The organism is Halovivax ruber XH-70 (assembly GCF_000328525.1).
GTDB classification, from domain to species: domain Archaea; phylum Halobacteriota; class Halobacteria; order Halobacteriales; family Natrialbaceae; genus Halovivax; species Halovivax ruber.
This window is the reverse complement of sequence record NC_019964.1, coordinates 753,051-773,814: the sequence shown is the minus strand read 5'-3', so window position 1 is coordinate 773,814 and position 20,764 is coordinate 753,051. Positions and strand designations below refer to the sequence as shown.

At 66.8% G+C, this 20,764-nt stretch carries 23 protein-coding genes; 14 read left to right on the top strand and 9 right to left on the bottom strand.

The features are described from left to right. Window positions 1-160 precede the first annotated feature (160 nt). The gene (locus HALRU_RS03555) at window positions 161-1,018 is read right to left on the bottom strand and encodes a hypothetical protein (protein WP_015300040.1); all 858 of its coding nucleotides are present in this window, start codon (window positions 1,016-1,018) and stop codon (window positions 161-163) included. A 266-nt stretch (window positions 1,019-1,284) separates the two neighbouring features. Between HALRU_RS03555 and HALRU_RS03550 the strand changes: the two genes are divergently transcribed. The 5 genes from HALRU_RS03550 (at window position 1,285) to HALRU_RS03530 (ending at window position 5,209) form a co-directional block, all read left to right on the top strand. After that, complete coding sequence (locus HALRU_RS03550; protein WP_007698772.1) at window positions 1,285-1,680, top strand: DUF5802 family protein; 396 nt, start codon at window positions 1,285-1,287, stop codon at window positions 1,678-1,680. A gap of 80 nt (window positions 1,681-1,760) precedes the next feature. Continuing rightward, window positions 1,761-2,681: a Vms1/Ankzf1 family peptidyl-tRNA hydrolase gene (locus HALRU_RS03545; protein WP_015300039.1), complete on the top strand. Its 921-nt coding sequence runs from the start codon at window positions 1,761-1,763 to the stop codon at window positions 2,679-2,681. A 95-nt stretch (window positions 2,682-2,776) separates the two neighbouring features. After that, window positions 2,777-3,793 (top strand): DUF1611 domain-containing protein, encoded by a 1,017-nt coding sequence (locus tag HALRU_RS03540; RefSeq protein ID WP_015300038.1) that lies wholly within the window; start codon window positions 2,777-2,779, stop codon window positions 3,791-3,793. Continuing rightward, complete coding sequence (locus HALRU_RS03535; RefSeq protein ID WP_015300037.1) at window positions 3,790-4,830, top strand: dipeptide epimerase; 1,041 nt, start codon at window positions 3,790-3,792, stop codon at window positions 4,828-4,830. Before HALRU_RS03540 ends, HALRU_RS03535 begins: the two co-directional genes overlap by 4 nt. 136 nt (window positions 4,831-4,966) lie before the next feature. Continuing rightward, window positions 4,967-5,209 carry a hypothetical protein gene (locus HALRU_RS03530; protein WP_148680419.1) on the top strand — a complete coding sequence of 81 codons (243 nt, stop codon included), beginning with the start codon at window positions 4,967-4,969 and terminating at the stop codon, window positions 5,207-5,209. Between the two features lie 15 nt (window positions 5,210-5,224). On the opposite strand, the gene HALRU_RS03525 is transcribed toward HALRU_RS03530, so the two are convergent. The 3 genes from HALRU_RS03525 to HALRU_RS03515 form a co-directional block, all read right to left on the bottom strand. Further along, entirely contained in the window at window positions 5,225-6,223 is a 999-nt protein-coding gene (locus HALRU_RS03525; protein WP_015300035.1) for a hypothetical protein, read from the bottom strand. A gap of 122 nt (window positions 6,224-6,345) precedes the next feature. Then, complete coding sequence (locus HALRU_RS03520) at window positions 6,346-6,870, bottom strand: HPP family protein (RefSeq protein WP_015300034.1); 525 nt, start codon at window positions 6,868-6,870, stop codon at window positions 6,346-6,348. A gap of 54 nt (window positions 6,871-6,924) precedes the next feature. Next, a complete protein-coding gene (locus HALRU_RS03515; RefSeq protein ID WP_015300033.1) occupies window positions 6,925-8,049 on the bottom strand; it encodes a hypothetical protein in 1,125 nt (374 codons plus the stop codon). A gap of 158 nt (window positions 8,050-8,207) precedes the next feature. On the opposite strand from HALRU_RS03515, the gene HALRU_RS03510 reads away from it, so the two are divergent. Further along, complete coding sequence (locus tag HALRU_RS03510; protein WP_015300032.1) at window positions 8,208-8,768, top strand: FxLYD domain-containing protein; 561 nt, start codon at window positions 8,208-8,210, stop codon at window positions 8,766-8,768. A 135-nt stretch (window positions 8,769-8,903) separates the two neighbouring features. Continuing rightward, window positions 8,904-9,572, top strand: coding sequence for a metalloregulator ArsR/SmtB family transcription factor (locus tag HALRU_RS03505; protein WP_007698797.1), 669 nt, complete (start codon window positions 8,904-8,906; stop codon window positions 9,570-9,572). Window positions 9,573-9,698: 126 nt separating this feature from the next. Here HALRU_RS03505 and HALRU_RS03500 read toward each other — a convergent pair whose 3' ends face one another. After that, on the bottom strand, window positions 9,699-10,325 hold the full coding sequence (locus tag HALRU_RS03500; protein ID WP_015300031.1) for a hypothetical protein: 627 nt from the start codon (window positions 10,323-10,325) through the stop codon (window positions 9,699-9,701). Window positions 10,326-10,495: 170 nt separating this feature from the next. Between HALRU_RS03500 and HALRU_RS03495 the strand changes: the two genes are divergently transcribed. From HALRU_RS03495 to HALRU_RS03485, 3 genes are all read left to right on the top strand, one after another. Then, window positions 10,496-10,702, top strand: coding sequence for a hypothetical protein (locus HALRU_RS03495; RefSeq protein ID WP_015300030.1), 207 nt, complete (start codon window positions 10,496-10,498; stop codon window positions 10,700-10,702). Window positions 10,703-10,759: 57 nt separating this feature from the next. Then, window positions 10,760-12,064: a Glu-tRNA(Gln) amidotransferase subunit GatD gene (gene gatD, locus HALRU_RS03490; protein ID WP_015300029.1), complete on the top strand. Its 1,305-nt coding sequence runs from the start codon at window positions 10,760-10,762 to the stop codon at window positions 12,062-12,064. 91 nt (window positions 12,065-12,155) lie between these two features. Then, window positions 12,156-13,076: a GNAT family N-acetyltransferase gene (locus tag HALRU_RS03485; RefSeq protein WP_015300028.1), complete on the top strand. Its 921-nt coding sequence runs from the start codon at window positions 12,156-12,158 to the stop codon at window positions 13,074-13,076. A 304-nt stretch (window positions 13,077-13,380) separates the two neighbouring features. Here HALRU_RS03485 and HALRU_RS03480 read toward each other — a convergent pair whose 3' ends face one another. Then, complete coding sequence (locus HALRU_RS03480) at window positions 13,381-13,659, bottom strand: ubiquitin-like small modifier protein 1 (RefSeq protein WP_015300027.1); 279 nt, start codon at window positions 13,657-13,659, stop codon at window positions 13,381-13,383. 152 nt (window positions 13,660-13,811) lie between these two features. Between HALRU_RS03480 and HALRU_RS03475 the strand changes: the two genes are divergently transcribed. Further along, window positions 13,812-14,537 carry a nucleoside phosphorylase gene (locus HALRU_RS03475; protein WP_015300026.1) on the top strand — a complete coding sequence of 242 codons (726 nt, stop codon included), beginning with the start codon at window positions 13,812-13,814 and terminating at the stop codon, window positions 14,535-14,537. 122 nt (window positions 14,538-14,659) lie between these two features. Here HALRU_RS03475 and HALRU_RS03470 read toward each other — a convergent pair whose 3' ends face one another. Continuing rightward, window positions 14,660-15,007 carry a DUF5658 family protein gene (locus tag HALRU_RS03470; protein ID WP_148680418.1) on the bottom strand — a complete coding sequence of 116 codons (348 nt, stop codon included), beginning with the start codon at window positions 15,005-15,007 and terminating at the stop codon, window positions 14,660-14,662. Window positions 15,008-15,374: 367 nt separating this feature from the next. Next, entirely contained in the window at window positions 15,375-17,129 is a 1,755-nt protein-coding gene (locus HALRU_RS03465) for an acyl-CoA carboxylase subunit beta (protein WP_148680417.1), read from the bottom strand. A gap of 167 nt (window positions 17,130-17,296) precedes the next feature. On the opposite strand from HALRU_RS03465, the gene HALRU_RS03460 reads away from it, so the two are divergent. Genes HALRU_RS03460 through HALRU_RS03450 form a run of 3 tightly spaced genes read left to right on the top strand, consistent with a single transcriptional unit; the run spans window position 17,297 to window position 19,267 of the window. Beyond that, window positions 17,297-18,541: a hypothetical protein gene (locus tag HALRU_RS03460; RefSeq protein WP_015300023.1), complete on the top strand. Its 1,245-nt coding sequence runs from the start codon at window positions 17,297-17,299 to the stop codon at window positions 18,539-18,541. Between the two features lie 4 nt (window positions 18,542-18,545). Then, window positions 18,546-18,764 carry a hypothetical protein gene (locus HALRU_RS03455; RefSeq protein WP_015300022.1) on the top strand — a complete coding sequence of 73 codons (219 nt, stop codon included), beginning with the start codon at window positions 18,546-18,548 and terminating at the stop codon, window positions 18,762-18,764. Window positions 18,765-18,823: 59 nt separating this feature from the next. Continuing rightward, window positions 18,824-19,267: a universal stress protein gene (locus HALRU_RS03450; RefSeq protein ID WP_015300021.1), complete on the top strand. Its 444-nt coding sequence runs from the start codon at window positions 18,824-18,826 to the stop codon at window positions 19,265-19,267. A 38-nt stretch (window positions 19,268-19,305) separates the two neighbouring features. Here the strand turns inward: HALRU_RS03450 and HALRU_RS03445 are convergent, their stop codons facing one another. Further along, window positions 19,306-20,688 (bottom strand): ADP-dependent glucokinase/phosphofructokinase, encoded by a 1,383-nt coding sequence (locus HALRU_RS03445; RefSeq protein ID WP_015300020.1) that lies wholly within the window; start codon window positions 20,686-20,688, stop codon window positions 19,306-19,308. Between the last annotated feature and the right edge of the window lie 76 nt (window positions 20,689-20,764).

The following is a 20,764-nucleotide window of genomic DNA, read 5'->3' as shown; positions in this document are numbered from 1 at the left end:
GGTCCCTGTCAAGACCGACGAGATCCGTCTCGGCGGAAATAGACAGGGCCGTACAAGACATGAACCGTGACCAGCGGAGAAGAATCGGTTGCAGACTGGGACGACGGAACCACTGTTTCACGTCGACGTGGCGCTGCCCGAGCTCTGCTGACCGCCTTCGTCACCAAAGCGGGAAGCCAACCGGCACGACGACCGACCGGAGGAGATCCGTGTCCGCTCCTCCGTCCGCACCAGTTCCGTTCGCCGAATCAGTCGATCCCGAATCGGCGTTTCCTGGTGAATCGCCGGCGTCTCCTGATGAGTCGTTCCCGGGAGCACCAGCTCCCCCGTTACCGTTTCCCTGACCACCAGTACCCGGTGAATCGGTACTGTTTCCGGGGACGCCAGCCCCCGAATTACCGTTTCCCGAACCACCCGGTGTCGACGATCCGCTACTGTTCCCGGGGGCGCCGGCCCCCGAATTACCGTTTCCCGGTTGGCCGTCTCGCAACCCTGGCGGGTCGACACCGGCCATCTCGGTCGCGATTTCGGCCACTTCCGGGCCAGTCAGTTCGGAGGCGTTCGCCCGTAGTGTCTCCAGACGCTCGGTGTCCACCCCGACAGCTCGAGCGTGGTCACTAGTTTCCTCGATCGACGCGTTGAGCGAATCGAGTTGCATCGTCAGGCGAACCAGCGTCGCCCGGCGGGCCGGGGCCGGTAACGACGAGTTCGTGTCGACCGACGCCGACAGCTTTCTGGCTTCCTCGTACTCCGCTTCGAGCGCTTCGATACGCTCACGGACGAGTGCCTCCTTGTCGGCCGATTCGTTGAGCGATTGGTCGAACATCCCACGGTCGATACTCCCGTCGGCGGACGCCGAACTTGCCTGCATGAACGCGCCGATACTGTCACCCATCGTCGACTCGTTGTCGGCGGACGATGCGGGCGCGTCACTCCCCACCCCGACGACCCCCACTGACGTGAGCGCAAGCGCACCGACGACGAGTGCAGCGACGAGCGCGATCCGATGTGTCGTCATCGAGTGTCCATTCTACTGGTCGTCCATAAAAGGATAAATCTTCGTTCGAAGCGTTCAGACCGTTCGAACCACCGTTTACTGGCGACGATTCCGTTCCCGGCTGCCTGTTGGTTTCGGTGATTTGGAGTGGGGTGTGTCGCCTCGGTCCGGAACGACGATCGAGCAGTTCACTCGTCTCACGGACGCGAAAGAAGTGCCTGAAAGCCCTTCGACGTAAAGGTTCCCGCACAACGGTTATCTGTGACCGACCCCTGTTACCATATGGCATGTTCGAGCGGTTTTCGCAACACTACTACCTGGGTCGTCTCTACGTGACGCCGACCGAAACCGACCGGGTCACCATGGAACGAACCCAGCACGAGCGCGTCAACGAACAATTGTACGCGAGCGGTGACGGCGTCGAACGACTCGATACGCCGCTGGTGATGAAACTCGAGACACAGCACTTCCCGGTTCACGGAACCGAATCACTCCCGGCGAATACGCTCGCCGTCCCGACAGCCGTCCTCGAACAGACGGAGATCGACAACCCGCCAGCGCTCTCGTCGGTCTTTCTCGCCAGTCGCGACCGGGCTCGCCAGCTCCTCCAGTTCGCGGGCTGGGATCCCGACACCCCAGTGCGCGGGGACGAGCCCGACGGAACCCCGCCGGCGGGAATGTAAGGCCACCACGTTCGCCGAGACGCACGGCGCCACGCCGCCCGTCGGAACCTAGAAGTACCAGCGCCGCCCGGATTCGATCGATGTCGAAGCTCGACGAGTGGCTGGGCCGGGCGTCGCTCAGGGACCGCATCGACGAGCTCGAAACCGAGTGTGAACGCCTGCGTGAGCGCTACGAGGCCGAATCGGATCGTCGTCGCGAGGCGGTTCGGGAACGCCAAACCGCCGAGGAACGGGAAAACCGCCTCGAAGACCGGATCGCACAGCTCGAGGGCGAGCTCGAGCGGCGCGACGACAGCGGCGACGACCTGACGTACCGACGTCGTGAGACACTCCACGATAGCCGGCTTGCGGACGTCCTTGCCCGGCTCGAATCGCTTCGTGCAGCGCCGGAATCCGTCCTGACGGCGTCGGTCGAACCGGACGCCGTTCCGGAGTCGGTGGCGTCCGCGCTGGGCGATCGAGCCCGCCTCGCGGCCGACGCCGCGCCCTGCCTCGTCGTCGCCGACGATGCCGGCCTCGTCTCGGTCGCTCTCGACGGCCCGCTTCCCGTCGACGTGGAACCGACCTGGAGCGACCGCGTCGAGCTCGACACGGCTCGCTTCCGGCCGACGGGACCACATCTCCTGGCGCTCGTCCGGGCCGACCGGTTCGCGATCGGGCGCTACGACGGTACCGAGCGAGTCGAGTACGCCGGGTTCGAGAGCGACGTCAAGGGCGCCCACTCGAAGGGCGGTTTCTCCCAGGCACGATTCGAACGGATTCGAGACGAACAGATCGACGACCACGTCGCCCAGGCGAGGGCGGCGATCGAAGACGTTCGCGACGAGGCGGCCGACCTGCCCCTCTACCTGGCCGGCCAGCGCGACGTCCTCGACGAACTCGCAGACCAGCTGGATCCGGGCCCCGACGCCCTCGCGGCGGTCGACGCGACCGGCGACACGGAACGTGCCCTCGACGACGCCCACCGCTCGTTCTGGTCGACGGAGTTGCTCGTCATCTAGCCCACTGGCAGATTGGAGATCCGTCGTGGCTTTCGACGGGTGACACAGGTCACCGCATCTCGAACGTCTAAGTACCGGGTCGACAATGTGACGGTATGCGCGTCGCACTCCTCGCCCACGAGCAGTTTCCCGACCGGGCCAAGACCGCCCAGGGCATTCTCAGGTACGCAGACTACGACGTGGTCGCCGTCCTCGACCGCGACACGGCCGGCGACCGCGTCGCCGAGCACGTCCCGGACGTCCAGGACGCCCCGATCGTCGCGGGGATGGACGACGTGGACGAGTCGATCGACGCGCTGGTGATCGGCATCGCCCCGATCGGCGGCGGCTTCGAGGAGTCCTGGCGACCGGACGTCCGCGCCGCCCTCGAACGCGGCTGCGACGTCGTCTCCGGACTCCACTACTTCCTCGCCGAGGACGAGGCGTTCGCCGCCCTCGCCGACGAGCACGGCGGCGAGATCTGGGACGTCAGGAAGCCGCCCGAAGACCTCACGGTCAGCGAGGGTGTCGCGGCCGACGTCGACGCCGAAATCGTCTGTACGGTCGGCACCGACTGCTCGGTCGGCAAGATGACGGCCACGATGGAACTCGTCGAGGCCGCCCGCGAGGCGGGCCACGACGCGGCCGTCATCCCGACGGGCCAGACCGGTATCGTGGTCGAAGGCTGGGGTAATCCCGTCGATCGCGTGATCAGCGACTTCACCGCCGGTTCCGTCGAGCAGATGATCGTCGAGAAGGGCGACGAACACGACCTCCTCGTGGTCGAGGGGCAGGGCAGCATCGTCCACCCGGCGTACTCCGCGGTCACCTGCGGCATCCTCCACGGCGCGATGGCCGACCGGCTCGTCCTCTGTCACGAGGCCGGCCGCGAGCGGATCCACGGCTACGAATCCTTCGCCCTCCAGCCGATCCCGACGTACGTCGACCTCTACGAGTCGCTCGCCGCACCGGTGAACGAGGCCGAGGTGGTCGCGGGGATGCTCAACACGCGGAACGTCGACGGCGACGACGCGGCTCGGGAGGCGGTCGACGCCTTCGCCGACGAACTGGGTGGACCCGCGACCGACCCCATCCGCTTCGACGCGGCCGAGGTCCTGGAGGCGATCGTATGAGCCTCGAGACGAGTTTCGAACGGGTTTCGCTGCCCCTCGAGTTCCCCTTTACCATCGCGCGAGGGACGCAGACGGCGGCCGAGAACGTGATCGTCCAGGTCGAGGACGACGATGGGCGCGTCGGGATCGGCGGCGCCGCACCGTCGCCACACTACGGCGAGACGGCGGCGACCGTCGAGGCGGTGCTTCCCTCGCTGCTCGAAGTCGTCGAAACCGTCGGCGACCCCCACCAGCTCGGCCGGATCGAGCGCCGGATGCGTGCGGCAATTGCGGACAATCCGGCGGCACGCTGTGCGGTGAGTATCGCCCTGCACGATCTCGTTTGCAAGCGCCTCGACGTCCCGCTCTATCGCTACTGGGGACTCGATCCGACCGAGACCGTCACCTCATCGTACACCATCGGCATCGACGATACCGAGCGGATGCGCGAGAAGACCGAGATCGCGCTCGATCGCGGCCACGACACGCTGAAGGTCAAGCTCGGGACCGACAGAGACGTCGAGATCGTCGAGACCATCCGCGACGTCGCGCCGGACGTCCGTCTCTACGTCGACGCGAACGAGGCCTGGACGCCGAAGGAGGCCGTCCGCACGATCGAACGGCTCGCCGCCTACGACCTGGAATTCGTCGAACAACCCGTGCCTGCCGAGAACCCGGAGGGGCTTCGATACGTCTCCGAACACAGCCCGCTCCCGATCGCAGCCGACGAGTCGCTCATCACGGTCGACGACGTCCCCCGGGTCGCCGATCGCTGTGACGTCGCGAACCTGAAGCTGATGAAGTGCGGCGGCCTCCGGGAGGCGAAACGGATCGTCCACGCCGCCCGCGCCCACGGGCTCCAGGTGATGTGCGGCTGCATGTCGGAGTCCAACGCCTCGATCGCCGCGGCCTGTCACCTCGCACCGCTGCTCGACTACGCCGACCTGGACGGCTCGCTCCTGCTCGACGACGACCCGTACGATGGCGTCCCGCTGCCCGGTGGCCGGATCGACCTCGAAGCGATGGATCGACCGGGAACCGGCGCCGGGACGCAGTAGGCCAGTGTCGGAGCCGATCTTCAAACTGCGACCGCGCAGTGCGACACAACACGGTGTCACCGCAGAGCGAAACCACACGGAGCCACTACAGAGCGACACCGCATTTTATGCCGACACGGACGGAACCTGGTCGCTGATGAGTGATCTCACAGCCGACCTGCAATCCGCGTACGAAGCCGCCGGCTACGACGTCAGCGAGGTAACGACGAACCGCGACCTCGTCAGGATCGTCCTCGCCGAGGACGCGGGCGCCGAGGCGGTTCGGTCGATCGTCGCGGAGACACTCGACGAGGAACCACGATTCGGCGTCGACGTCGCCACGGAGGCCGTCGACGGCCAGGACGGCGTGTCGACGGTCGTCTCGTTCCGGGACCGGTAGGGCGTCGTCCGCCGATCAGTTGGTCTGTTCCGTCTCGCGGAGGATGAACGGTCCCATCGCGAGTGTTCGCTTGGCCACCGTGACGATGCGAACGATGAACGTAATGAAGATGACGAACGGCGAGAACCCGACGACGACCCCGGCGCTGACGACCCAGACCAGGTGGGAAACGCCCAGCGTCGACCCGACGAACGTGCCCGCGTCGACGTACATGATGAACATCGCCATCACCGTGAGCGCCGGAATCGAGGCGTACAACAGCGCGCGCGAGAGGTTGATCAACTCCCACTGGAAGTAAAGCGTCTTGAAGTGCTCGCGGGTCGGCCCGAAGAACGTCAACAGGTCGACGGCGGTATCGATCTCGGCGTCGACGTCGTCGGGCAGTTCGTGTTCGTCCCGGAGCGACCGCCCCTGGTGGATCAGCCGCGAGTACTCGAAGTGCATCATCACCCAGATGACGTCGAACGTACCGAACTGTGCGGACGCGAGCATCTCGTGCACCTGGTCGGCCACGTCGCCCAGCGTCGTCGCGTACGCGTCGATATCGTCACGGGCGTCCGCGTCTGCACTCGAACCGACCGCCTGAAGCGTCCCGGCCTGGTCGCTGATCCCGGCGAGCAGTTCCCTGACGAAGACCGACGGCTCCGGTTCGGTGATATCGATTCCGATCGACTCCTCGACGTCGCGCTGAAACGTCATCGCCGCGTCCATCCGGTCGCGCTGATCGCCGACCGCGCCGAGTTCCTGCGAGAGGACCAGTTGATTGATCGTGACGACGATGGACGTGCCGGTGATGATCGCCCCGATGAACGCGGTGAAGAAGAAACCCATCCCACCCTGGGCCTCGTTGATCTGCCGGAGCGGCGTGAGCCCGAGGCGACTCGCCAGGACGAGCGCGGCGTAGACGACGAGCAGAATAACGGCGGAGAGGAGCCAGCGATTCATCCGAAGCAACAGGTACTCTCGGAGACCACGCAGGCGGCCGCCGTTCCGGCCCTCGGCAGTCGAGACCATAGTCAATTCGAGGATACCGGCCTGCCGGCCGGTCTGTCACCGGATACGACCGGCGTCGTCAAAATACCTCGCCCGACGAACTGGGCACCGGACTGCGGATTTCACAACTGCGGGTCACACACCTACCGTGGATCCGTCGGTTCGACACCGTAGCGCGCTTGCACTCGTTCGACGACGACTCCGTGGAAGGCGACCAAGAGCGCGACCGAGACGACGATGAGGACGACCGCGAGCGGTGTCGACATGAGCCCCAGGGCGACGATGAGCGTCGTCGCGCAGGCGGCCGGGTGGTTGGTGTTCGACCAGAGCATGCCGATCGTCGTCAGTACCATCGCGACGAGCCCCGAGAGGACCAGGCGCCCCACGGCTGGTGAGAACGGCGTCCCCGCTTCGAACGCGTCCACGGAGACGAGGCCGTCGGCGAAGACGACGTACGTGGCCAGGCCGGCGACCGCCGCGATGGCGTGGCCGCCGACGACGTGATAGGCACCCTCCGCTCGCGGGTTCTCGCCCGTCGCGAGCAGGTACGCCGACGGACCCAGACTCGGAAAGAGGATCGGCTGACCGGTCACCCAGGCCAACCCGCCGAGCATCGTAACGTGCAGGGCAACGTTGATCCCGGCACTGACGTCGTCTCTGAGCCCCATCCGGCGCGTCGACGACTCGCGGCAGGATAAGTAGGAGGTCGATACGCGAGAAGATCAGGTCCCCTCGTCGTCCGAATCGGTCACGTCGAAAGGGCCCTCGTCCGCCGCCTTCGCTGGCAGCATTGGCCCGGTCGAAGCGGTTCGGCGCGTGATCGTCGCCGTCCGCAGGATGTAGGCGGCCAGCAGCGCCACCGGCGCGATGGCGATCGTCACGATGACGCTCACGACCGCCGGCAGCGCGGTGTAGGAGAGTGTCGGCCCCGCCGCGTCGGCGTAGGTGACGCCGAGTAACACGGCGGCGAGGATCGACGGGACGCCGAAGCCGATCGTCAACTGGGAGAATCGCGTCAGTTCCCGCTGGAGATACGTCGTCTTGACGTGTTCTCTGGCGACGGCGAATAACCGCAACCCGGAGCGGATGTCGTCGAAGGCGTCCGTCGCCTCGGGGTTGAGAGTGTCCTCGCGTGCGGCCCGCAGGTGCTCACCGGCGTACCGGTACCAGCCGTCGTCGAACCGGGCGGCGAGCGACAGCGTGTCGAACGCGTCGAACGAGGTCGAATCCAGCGCGTCGTCGATTCGATCCGTATCGTGGCGCAACTCGGCGGCGTAGCGCTGCACCGATAGGTCGGTCGACGCACCCGCCGACCCGGCAGTAGATTCGTGTGCCTCCGTCGATCCATCGGCCGGTTCGTGAGCGTCCGTCGACTCGACGGCCGATTCGAGCGCACCCGCTCGCCGGTTCACCGTCTCGACCAGCAGCTCGAGCAAGGCCGCTGGTGCCGCCGGGGCCGCGGGGACGCCGGCGAGTTCGGCGATATCGTCGCGGACAGACTCGACGCCCTCGAGGCGATCTTCGGCCGTCCCTGCGGCGACGAACTCACTCGAGAGAATCAACTGGTTGATCGAGACGACGACCGTCACCAGGGAGAACGAGCCGGCGATCAACCCGCTCGCCACCCGCGTCATCGCGCCCGGGTTGGTGAACGATATCGCCCCGATCGCCTCGAGAACGAGCGTCGCCAGCAAGACGACGAGAACGAGCACCGTCGCGACCACGAGGCGGTCGCCATCGAGCAGGAACCACTCCAGCACCCGACCGAGCGGGGACGCGTCGTCGAGCGACGACTCCGCGCCGGTCGTCCGACCGGGCGCCCCGCTGTCGTCGGCGTCTGCGGCCATCGGGGGAAAGTTTCGGTGGGCGGCCGCAAAAGGCTCGGCGTTGCGACGTGCGCATGCGCTGCGTACCGGCTCCGGTCTGATGGGCCAGCAGCCCGTAAGCCGGGTAATCCGGCGGGGGCAGGCTGTAGACTGAAATGGAATCGCGGTGTCGAAGGGGTATGCCCAACGGGGAGTCGTCGATGTCCGCAGAGGAGTCGTCGATACCCGACGGGGAGCCGTCGATGTCCGCGGGGGAATCACCACGACCCGGGAGGCGTCGCTGGCTATCCGTCGTCGGCGCCAGCATCGTCGGGGCCACACTCGCCGGCTGCCTCGGGGGCGGTGGGCCATCGTACGAATCCGGCTCGATCCCGGCAGTCAACGGCAGTAATCGAACCGCCCAGCAACAGGTCGCGGCGACTGCGAGCGCGACCACGAGCACCGCAAGCGGCGTCTCACCGGTGGAATCGCTCTCGCTTGCCGAGCACTCGTTCGTCTACGAGGGCGGCTATCAGGGATCGACGATTCAGGGAACCGTCAGGAACAGCGGAGACAGCCAGGCACAACTCGTCGAGGTCCGCACCAGAGTGTACGACGAATCCGGGGCCCAGCTCGGGCAGTACATGGCCAGAACCGGAGACCTCGCCGGTGGCGACAGTTGGGCGTTCACCGTCATCATCCTCGAGAATCCAGCAGTGCTCGATCGCTACGAGATCACCGTCCTCGGGGTTCCCGGGTGAGTGAGCCCGAGGGAACGCCGGAACGATATCGACGAAGCGAATCGAGCAGACGGTCCCGACGACTCGGCGAACGACGACACGCCGAGACCGTCGAGCAGACACGCTTTTCAGCGTCCATCGCTTACCCGTGGGCAGATGGATTCCGCGGCTCTGCTCAACCTGCTCGGGAACGAGAATCGCCGGCGGATTCTCCGGCTTCTCTCGCGGAAGCCCTGCTACGTGACCGAGATTTCCGAGTACCTGGGCGTGAGCCCCAAGGCCGTCATCGAACACCTCCGGAAACTAGAAGAAGCCGGCCTCGTCGAGAGTCGAACCGACGACCAGCGACGCAAGTACTTCCACATCGCCCGTAACGTCCGCCTCGAGGTGAACCTCTCGCCGTACGGCTTCGCCAGTAAGAGCGCCTACCCCGAAGGGACGAACGTCGACATCACGAGCTGTCGTCACCTCAGCCTCGACGTCGGCCGCGAAGACGACGACGCGCTCTCGGGGCTCCTCGGCCAGCTCGAACGCCTCGAACGCCTCGAGAACGAGCTCTCGCTGGCTCAGCGGTGGGTACAGGGACAGCTCTGTGAGGTACTCGACGAAATCTCAGAGTCGGTCGGCTCGAACGGTGACAGTCGGGTCTACGCGGACCTCCTCGCGAGTATCCGCCGCGAACCAAAGAGCGTCAGCGCCATCAGCGCAGACCTAGACGCCCCGCGCGAGGTCGTCGCAGAACTCCTGGAGGCGATGGCCGATCGGGGCATCGTCCGCCGGACCGAGCGCGGCTGGGAACTCACTCAGCAATCGACGGTGGCGTAACGCGATCGTCGAACGGACGATAGTAGATAGACCGCCCGATCTGGCGATCGACCCGTACTCTTCACGGTTGCCGTGTTGTTACTCCCCGCTACAATCGACGGATTTGCGCTCGCAGCAGTCGTCGTGTTAGGGTTCCCGCGTCAGCCCAGCACGGAGGTCTCGGCCGAAGTAATAGCCAAAGAGACAGGCGAGCAGGCCAGTCGCGAGCCCGACCAGCACGAGTCGACTGCTGAACCCGCCGACGATCACGACGAAGTAATCGAACAGCGCCGTCACGCCGCCGACGGCGCTTCCAGCAGCGACCATCTCCGTGTAGCGTCGCTTCGACGTCACGGCGCCGATCAAGAACGCGACGGCGAACAGCCCAATGAGCGAGCCAGCGATGGGAATCGTCAGGCCGCCGCCGACGTAGCCGACACCGAGCGCGGCGACGAGTCCGAGGAACGCTCGAACCGAGAAGACCGACGACAGACTGAGCGACGGCAGCGATGGCGTGAGCCGCGTTCGCCACGAGCGGCCCGCGCCCGTACGCTCGTCCGACTGGTCAGCTTCGGTCTCACTGGGGAACGCCCCATTCAGTCCGGCGTCGGCAGCGTCCGTTTCGGAGTGGGCTGGTGCTGCAGAGTCCGTTTCCGCGGAATCGAGTCCGGCGTCGCCGACAGCGCCCGTCTCCGAGAGCAACTGCTCGGTCTCCGCCAGAATCTCTTCCGTCGAACGCGTCTCCGAGACGGTGTCCTCTGACTCGCCGGCCATACCACTCCTTCGGCGTCGACCGGGATGGGTTTTTCCCACCACGCGAGGGATCTGTGTCGCTCCCGAGCCGAGTGACGTCCCATCAGGCTGGGTGACGGCTCCCGTCGCCGTCGTTCCCGGTCAGACTGGCGGCCCCAGCGTATAGGAGACTGCGCGTCCGAACCGAGGCCATGGAGTGGGTGGTGGCGATCGTGATCGGACTCGGCGGCTACGCGGCCGCCGGGATCGCCGGCGGGCTGGCACTGACCATGGAACGCCAGCCCGAAACCGTGGGGCCGCTGTTCGGCGCCGTCCGAGTGATCGGTCTCGTCATCGCCGGGCTCGCGGTGGTTTTCGCCACGCTCCTCGTCGGCCACGGACTGCTCGCCCTCGTGTGAAGGCCCACTCACTGTCGAAAAGGTGGGTTCAAGTCGTCGCGCAGACAATCGCCAGGTATGAATCCAGGCGACCGGATCCGCGTCGAACGGGCGGATCGAACCGTCGAAGGGGTCTGTCTTCCCTCGAGTACGCCGGACCACCTCGTCGTCAAGCTCGATGGCGGCTACAACGTCGGCATCGAGCGCGACGAGGCCAGCGTCGAAGTCCTCGAGTCGGACGTCCACGACGTCGGGGCCGGTGACGGAGCCGACGACGCGACGTCCGAGATCGCGTTCGACGACTCGCTCCCGACGATCGCACTGCTCTCGACCGGTGGCACCATCGCCTCGACCGTGGACTACCGGACGGGTGCCGTGACCGCCCAGTTCGACGCCGAGGACGTGCTTCGCGCCGTGCCCGAACTCGCCGGGCGAGCGAACTACCGCGGGCGCGTCGTCTCGAACATCCTCTCAGAGAACATGGAACCGGCGATCTGGCAGGATCTCGCTCGGGCCGTCCACGAGGAGATCGACGCCGGCGCCGACGGCGTCGTTATCATGCACGGCACCGACACCATGCAGTTCACCGCCGCCGCACTCTCGTTCATGCTCGAAACGCCGGTTCCGATCGTCTTCACCGGCTCGCAGCGCTCGGCCGACCGACCCTCCTCGGACAACGTCATGAACGCCGTCTGCGCGGTCGAAGCGGCCAAAGCCGACTGTGCCGAGGTCCTCGTCTGTATGCACGGAAGCGAGTCGGACGACACCTGTGCGCTCCACCGGGGCACCCGCGTCCGGAAGAACCACACCTCGCGACGGGACGCCTTCGAGACCGTCGGCGCCGAACCGCTCGGCACCGTCGACTACCGGGCTGCCGACCTCCGGCGGGACGAAGACGGCCAGGCGATCGATTCCCCCGAGACGGACGCCGTCACGTTCCACGGCGACTACCGCGAGCGTGGTGCTACCGAGCTCACCCTCGCCGACGACCTCGAATCCGACGTCGAACTCGTCAAGTTCACGCCCGGGATGGACCCGGCGTTCCTCGACGTGGTCGAGGGGAAAGACGGACTCGTCGTCGAGGGGACCGGCCTCGGGCACGTCCACACCGACTTCATCCCACGCATCGAAGCACTGATCGAGGACGGAACCACCGTCGTCGTGACCAGCCAGTGTCTCGAGGGGCGTGTCTGCGATCGCGTCTACGACACCGGCCGCGACCTGTTGGACGCCGGCGTGGTCGAAGCCGGCGACACCCTCCCGGAAACCGCCCTCGTGAAACTCATGTGGGCGCTCGAAAACGCCGACGGCGAGGCCGTCGACGAGATTATGAGCCGGTCGATCGCCGGCGAACTGCAGGAACGATCCGTGCCGTGGACCTGACCCGTCGACAATCCGCGCACTACGGGTGCCGAACGGACTAGTCACCAGCGGGGACACGCGAGCCCACCCACACCCGATTACAACTGACCCAATGACACACGCGACCGACATCGAGATCCGACGCGCAACGCACGACGACTACGAGGGTGTCGCCGCCTTCACCCGCGATCTCTGGGACGACCGCGGCGGCGACTACCTCCACCACGTCTACCACGACTGGCTGGAAGACGAGACCGACGACCACAAACGAACGTTCCTCGCGACCGTCGGCGACGACGTGGCGGGAATCGTCCAGGCGGTCATGCTCTCGTCCGACGAAGCCTGGTTCCAGGGCATGCGGGTCAACCCCGAGTACCGCCGACAGGGTGTCAGTCGCCGGCTCAACGAAGCCGGCTTCGACTGGGCGATCGAACAGGGCGCGACCGTCGGGCGCTTGATGACGTTCTCCTGGAACGTCGCCGCCCTCGGTGCCGCCCGCGCCGGTGGCTTCGCCCCCGAAACCGAGTTCCGCTTCGCCCAGCCCGACCCGGATCCCGACGCCGACGGCCCCCACACCGTCTCGGCCGACCCGGACGCAGCCTGGCGCTTCTGGACGACGAGCGACGCCCGTACTCACCTCCGTGGACTCACACTCGACGCCGACGAGTCCTGGGCCATGCGCGACCTCACCCGCGACGACCTCGCCACCCTCGCCGACGACACCGCCGTCTTCGCCGTCGACGGCGACACCGGCGTCTCGGGAATGGCCTACCGATGCCGCGACTACGAACGTGAAAACGACGACGGCGAGACGGTCCACTGGGCCGAATACGGCGTCGGCGCCTGGGCCGACGTGCCCGCCGCGAAATCCCTCTTCGCCGCCATCGCCCGCGACGCCGCCGAACTCGGCGCCGACGAGACGCGCGTGCTGATCCCCGAAACCGTCACCGCCGTCAGCGACGCCTCCTACGCCGGCGCCGACCTCTCCGACGAACCAGACTTCGTCCTCGGGATCGACCTGACGAACTACTAACGAACTTTTCCCACTACAAACTTTTGCGCTGCGGGCCGGCGGAGCCGGCCCTCGGCAAAATCTTCAAAAGAGCCGGAGGCTCTTTTGGACCTCGCGGAAGCGAAGCTTCCGCTTAGCTTTGATGAAAAGCACTCCTCCCCCACCTACGGTGGGGTCGTCGGCCCGCTCGCTCACTGCGTTCGCTCGCGGAACGGGTGACAATACCGCACACAGAAACTAGGCGCATCGCGAATTCGCAGCCATTCGAGACTCAGCATCCAGCGGATCACGGCTCAACCGATTCAGAACCCGTCCGCCGAACGAACTACCCGCCGCTGACCGGCGGAAACATCGCGAGCTCGTCGCCGGCTTCGAGCGTCGTCTCCAATCCCTCCTGCTGGGTATGGATCTCGCTGCCGTTGCGGAGGACGTTGATCCCATCGCTGAGGGTACCATCCTCGTCGAGGACGCGATCGCGAAGGTCGCCCCGGCCGTCGAGGAGGGCGTGCAGGGCGTCATCGACGGTTGCCCCGGGTTCGACATCGACGGCCACGTGTCTGTCGCCGGCGCGTTCGGCCAGGTCGGCGAACAGCTTCCACTCCATACGACTCCGTTTCGGTCGGGAAGAAAAGTAGCTACCGCTCTCGGGTGGCGATTTCTCTCTCAGTCGGTCACCGAACGGAGTCGCATTTCGATCACGACGAGGTGGCGACGCGAGACGGCCGCCTTTTTGTGGTGGGCGACGAATCCGCGGCTATGACCCAGCCACACCTGCTGGTCGACGAGGGAGACGTCCACGATCTCGCGCTCGTTCCGGGCGATCCGGGACGGGTCGACCGCATCGCGAGCCACTGCGACGAGGCCGAGACGATCGCGGAGAACCGCGAGTACCGGGTCGTCAACGCGACCTACGAGGGTCGCGACCTCACCATCTGTTCGACAGGGATCGGCTCGCCGTCGGCAGCAATTGCGATCGAAGAACTCGCCGCGGTCGGCGTCGAGACGGTCGTCCGGGTCGGAACGACGGGTGCCCTCCAGGCGGACCTCGAGATCGGCGACATGATCGTCGCGACCGGTGCGGCGAAGGACGAGGGAACGACCAAGCGCTACGAAGAACAGACGATCCCGGCCGTTCCAGACTACGAGGTGCTCTCGGCGCTCGTCGACGCCGCCGAGGCCGAATCCGCGGACGTCCACGTCGGTCCCGTCGCGACCGACGACGCGTTTTACGCCGAGACGGACGAGTACGTCACCGCCTGGGAAGAGGCGGGCATGCTCGCCGTCGAGATGGAAGCGGCGGCCATCTTCACGCTCGCCCGCCGGAAAGGCCTGCGCGCCGGCGCCATCTGCACCGTCGACGGCAACCTCGTCGAGGGAACCCAGAAGGGCACGGACACCGAAGACGAAGAGCTCCCGGAGAAGGCGAAGAACAACGTCGCGCGCGCGATCGACATCAGTCTTGACGCGGCGACGCGACTCTAACGGTCGCGTTCGATCTATCGAGACTGGACTCCCGGCCGCTCGCATTCATACTTTCTCGACACGATTTCAGGGAACGAATAGAATATCGAGATGGAGTCGCGGCGGTATACGCGAGGGCGAACCTAGACGACCAGCGACAGCATGTAGAGATTGACGATCGTCGCCGCGCCCCACGGAATCGCGAGCGCAGCGGGGACGATCGATCGATACGCCGGCGCAACGAGCCCCCGACAGGCGACGGCGATGGCCACCGCTCCGGCTTTCAGCGCCAGCATGCCGACGACGCCCCAGCCGTCGATGGCCGATCTAGCGATGGGGTTCGACTCGGAGAGGCCGAGGTGGAGGCCGACGATCGTCGTCACGACGTCGCCGATCAGCACGATAGCGACCAGGCCCCACAGGACGCGTTCGGTGTCGGACGGGGTCGGCATCGGCGACCAGTCGAGGGCGTGCTGCGTACGGCTGCTCATGGAGGCCACTTCGCCGGACTCGAACCGATCGCCGGGTCCACGGGACCACACGTACGCCACGAAACCCGAACTGGGTCCACCGCTACCCCGAAGTGACTCGTCCAGGCGGGCCACAGCTCGACGAATAGTTATCCCAGGGATACGGCGATAGTGGGGGCGCTAGTCGGTGCTTACGGGGCGAGTGCCGTACCGCGAGTACTCGGTAGGAGGGAGTTACCCGTCGTGCAACCGGACGAGGAGTCGCCCGTCGTGCGACCGGGAGTGGAGTCACCCGCTACGGAGTTGCTCCAGAGAGACGTGGGAAACGACGTCGCGAAGAAGGATCGGGGCGAGACAGTGAGGCGAGTCGGACGGAGTGAGCTACCGGCTACAGGACCGTCCCGTGTTTCTTGCTCGGGAGGTCCTTCTCGACGCCTTCGTAGAAGGCGAAGCGGTTCGCGAGTTCGGTGCGGAGCTCGCTCGGCGGGACGATCTCGTCGATGACGACCTCGCTGGCCATCCGGTGGATGTCGATGTCCTCGCGGTACTCCTCGCGAAGTTCGGCCTCCATCTCGGCGCGTTCGTCCTCGTCGTCGATCTCGGAGAGCTTGCGGGCGTAAACGGCGTTGATCGCAGCCTCGGGACCCATGATCGCGATCTCGCCGGAGGGAAGGCCGATGACGCTCTCGGGTTCGTAGGCGGGCCCACCCATGGCGTAGATACCGGCGCCGTAGGCCTTGCGGACGACGACCGTCTGCTGGGGCACCGTCGCCGAGGAGGTGGCGTAGATGAACTTCTTGCCCTTCTCCAGGATCGCGTCCTTCTCGACCTGCGAGCCGGCCATGAAGCCGGGCGTATCGCAGAGATAGAGGATCGGGACGTTGAACGCGTCCGACTTCCAGATGAACTCGGCGGCCTTCTCGGCGGCGTCGGGGAAGATCGCGCCCGCGCGGTGATTCGGCTGGTTGGCCACGATGCCGACCGGCCGGCCGTCGATCCGGGCGTAGGCCGTGATGATCTCCTTGCCGTAGTCCGGGCTGAGTTCGAAGTACGATCCCTGGTCGACGACGCGGTCGATCAGGTCGACCATGTCGTAGCCACGATTCGGTTCCTGCGGGACGATCGAGTCGATCCCCGCCGGCGACGCGACCGGCTGCCGACCGGGCGTCTTGGGCGGCTGCTCGTCGGCGTTGTCCGGCAGGTAGGTGATCAGCTGGGAGACGAGTTCGCGGGCGTGTTCCTCGTCGCGGGCCACGAGGTCGGCGCTGCCCGACTGGCGGGCGTGCATCGACGCACCGCCCAGTTCCTGCATGCTGATCTCCTCGCCGGTGACCATCTGGACCATCCGCGGCGAGGCGATCGCCATCGCGGACATCCCCTCGACCATGATCGTGAAGTCGGCGAAGACCGGCGTGTACGCGGCACCGGCGATACAGGGGCCATAGAGCACACAGATCTGCGGGACGCGCCCCGAGAGCATCGAGTGGTTGTAGTAGTACTTGCCGATGCCCTCCCGGTTGGCGAAAAAGCCCGTCTGCTGGTCGATCCGGCCGCCGGAGGAGTCCATCAGGTACACCACCGGCTGGCCGGTCTTCAGCGCGCGCTGTTGCATCCGGAGGAACTTCTCGACACCCTTGGCGGCCATCGACCCGCGCTTGACCGTGTAGTCGTTGGCCATGAAGTGGACGTCCCGGTCCTCGAACGTCGCGGCGCCGGTGATGAGGCCGTCGGCGGGGAGCTGGTCGTCGGCGTCGAACTCCGCGAACCGGCCATCCTCGAAGAGAAAGTCGTTCCCGTCCCCGGAAAACCAGAGATCGATCCGGTCGCGGACGAAGAGTTTGTCCTCCTCGGGGAGTTGTTCCTTGTACTTCTCCGGGCCGCCCGCGAGGATCTCGGCGATCTCCTCGCGAAGCGTTGCTTCGCGGTCGGTCGGTCCCAGATCGTCCGCCGGTGGGGTGACCGTACCGGTCGTCCCGCCTGTCCCAGATGGCGAGTCGGTGTCACCAGCGGCGTCCTCGACTGCGGCCGGCTCGGCGTCGTCACCGACGTAGACCGAAACCTCTCCGCCGACGTGCTCGGCCATCGCCGACGCGATTGCTTCGGCCTCGTCAGCCGACGCGTCCGCCCCGATGCGTACTTTCATGTCGCCATCTGCGGCGGTCGACGCCAAACCGTTTTCCATTCGTGCTGGTCACGGCTGGAGGGATTTCACCACCCGCGCTGCAGCCCAGTGGCCCGCACCTCGCAAGCACAACTGCCACCGAGTCGGCCATCCTTTCTCCGCCGACCCGATAACCCGGGTTGGGACCGATGACCGACCGAGAGCCACCCGACGAACCGACTACCGCGACCGATCGCGACGGCGATCCGTCGAGTGAGTCGACGGCACGCGCCGCAGGTCGGTTCGCCTCCCGGCGCTCGGTCCTCGCGTCCGTGGGGAGCGTCGCCGGTGCGCTCGGCCTGACGCGAGTCCTCGGCGTGGACCGAGTCCTCGATCCGCCAGAGGGAACCGTCTCGGTCGAGACCGCTCTCGTCCACCCGGGCCCCGGAGACGGCGGGATCGACCCGTCGGCGATCCAGTCCCGGACCCGGACGGTGCCCGCCGACTGGCGAGCGCGAGTCGAGGCCGCCTTCGACCTCCACGAACGGCTGCTCGCGACGCGCCTCCCCGGTTACCTGAACAGTGCCGTCGTCCCCGGTCCCTACGAGGACGGAACCGCCCGGATCTCGATCCACGCCAGCCCCGATGAACTCGGCGCGATTCCGCGGACGATCGGTGAGCTGGTGTCGACGCTCGACATCGAGTGGCACGGGCTCTTCGAGGGAATCGGCGTGCGAGTCACGCGGACGGAGGTGATCGACGACATTCGAGACGCCAACGTCGAACGCGAGGACCACCTCGCGCTCGGCTGGTCGATAGATCCGGTTCCCGGCGGCGTCCGCTGCCAGACCGGGGGCCACGCGGCGACGCTTACGCCAGCGCTGTACGATGCGGACGGACACCCGACCTTCGGGACAGCGCTCCACGCCTTTCGAGACCAGGATCGATTTCACGGGACGGCGATCTCGGTGCCGATCGACGGGCCCCCGGAGACGGAGACCGTCGGCCACGCGTCGGCGGCGCTCGCAGACAGCGACGTCGCGATCGGGACACCCGCGAACGGCCACACGCCGGGAAGCGTGCTGGGGAATCGAGGCCAGCTGACGATCCGCGGTCAACTCACGCGCTGGGGGCTGGCGGATCGCGTCGCCCGTGGTGTCTCCCTCGCGAAAGTCGGCGGCTCGACCGGCTACACGATGGGCCCGATTCACGGCATCGACGCCGCCACCTGTGTGACGGCCGACGGCTGCCGACTGGGACAGGTGACCTGGGGGAACGAATCCACCCTCGGAAATGGCGACAGCGGCTCCGTCACCGTCGATCCGGATCCGGCCGGTGTCGACGGGGCGCTCGTCGCCTCGGTCAACAGCGCCCGAACCTGGTGGCCGGGACAGAACCACTGCTGGGGAATCGCGGCCCACGCACTCACCAGCGCCCACGGCTATCACTTCTGAGACAATGTACGACACCCTGTCACTCCAACAAGTCGGTGCCGCCTTGTGGCGACTCGCGTGGCTCGCACTGACGGTGACCGGCTGGGTGGTCGGGCTCACGCTGCTTTTCGTCTCGACCGGCTGGCCCCGCTGGGCGTTCTACGTCGCGGTGATCGGCGGGGCCATCGCCTTCGCGAGCTTCGGAGCGGCGACGGGGAGTGGCCCCGGACCCGCCGACAGCTGATCGACCCGGATTTCGAGGGCGGGTAGCGCTTTATCGGCACAGGTGGTGTATCGTGTGCTATGAGGTCCCTCGTGGCAATCGACGACTCCGACCCCGCCGACCGTGCCCTGTCGTACGCCGCCGAGATTACCGCAGCGATGGACGCCTCACTCACCGTCGTCCACGCGGTCGATCCGGCCGTCTACGACGTTGGCGGCAGCGAACCGATCTCGTCGCGCTCCGACGCCGACCAGCGACTGATCGTCGAGAACATCGCGGACACGGAGACCCGCGGACAGGCCGTCCTCGAGTCGGCGCTCGAAACGATAGACGGGGTCGACGCCGAGGGGGAACTCCTCTACGGCGATCCCGACGTGGCGATCACCGACTTCGCCGACCAACAGGGGTTCGACGCCATCTTCGTCGGCCACCAGGGACGGTCACGTCGCGCCGAGGCCATGCTCGGCAGCGTCGCGAAGGCGGTCGTCGAGCGGGCGACCGTTCCGGTGACCGTGGTCCGCTGATCGAATCGAGGAACAGAGGGAGTCGACGGACAGGTACGTCACGCGTCGTCGCGCTCGCTGGCGACGGCCTGCTCCAGCGCGAAGCTCGACGACGAGACGATGTCACCGATGCCGACCGTGCCGGCCGGGTCCGCGACGACGCGGTTCGGACACGCGACGACGGTCGGCGAGCAGAGCGCACCGTCGTCGGTCGGTTCGCCGACGTGCGCGGCGAGTCGGTCGATCGCCTCGCGGCCCACTGCCGATCGCTCGTAGGTGAGCCCGGTCTCGAGATCACTGGACGAATCGATGTGGCCTCGTGCCGCTTTGCTCGCCGCGTTGACCGCGGCGAACGCGAGTCCCCGGCGGACGGCGTCGGGCGACAGATAGTCGTCAATCACGGCGAGGTGGTACTGCATCGCGTGGAGCCGCAGGCAGGCGACGTCGAGTTCGTCGAGCAGGGCCGAACACATGCGGTAGTGGGCGACGATCTCGGTCGCCTCGAACGGTGGCTCCTCGCTCGGACGGTCCTCGACCACGTCGAGTCCGGCGTCGTCGGCGAGCATCGACAGTTCGTGGGCGTCGACGCCGACGACGTCCGCCTCGGGAAGGATCCGCTCGTAGATGCCCGCCCTGAGCGCGTCGTCGTGGGTCACTGCGTACTCGACGTGGACGTCGACGTCGCCACCGGCGCGGAGGCGGCGAACGACGTCCCGGGCGTGACGAAGTGCCTCGTCGTAGCCGCTCTCGACGTGGTCGGGCGTCAGGTTGTGGTACCCGGCAAGCAGCGCCCCCTCGACGGCGGCACCGACCTGATCGATCTCGGCGTCCAGATCGCCCGTCACGAGATCGAACTCCGGCGGTCGCGAGGCGGCGATGAAGCGCGTGTCCTCGGTCGCACGCACCCCGAAGAGTTCGTCGCCGGCCCCGAACTCGAACACCCAGTTGATCTTCGTCCGGTCCGCGTCGACGGCCTCGGCCAACGGAATCAGGCGGACGCGGCCGTCCTCGACGCGTGGATACCGGACTGCCCCGGGGTGGTCGAACTGAGACAGCTGTCGCTCCGAGAGCAGGTAGGTGTACGCGACTGGTGCCGCACCCAGCGCGGTGAGGAGATTCGTCATGATCCCGGTCTGTCCACCCATCTGCTGCGAATCGGGGGACAACTCGGCTTCGAGCGTCGCGGCGAGGGGATCTGTCATGGCGACCTCGTCTCCCACGCCCGTCGCCATCGTGTGCGTGATCGCGGTCGCGAGATCGCGCGTCGACGCGAGTGGGGTCGGAGGGGCCTCGGTTCCCGGGTCGGCCGGGCGCGGCAAGAACGACGCCAGTGCCTCGCCGACGCGAACGATCGCGTCGACGTTGGCGTTGTACGCCACGAACACCGGCAAGCCCTCGAGCGCATCGATGTCGGCGTCCAGCTGGGCGCGAGCGTCGGCCATCTCGCGGACACCTCCACGCCCCAGTAGGTTAATGGTGTGCGTCAGCACTCACCAGGGAACTGGTGTGCATCGATCC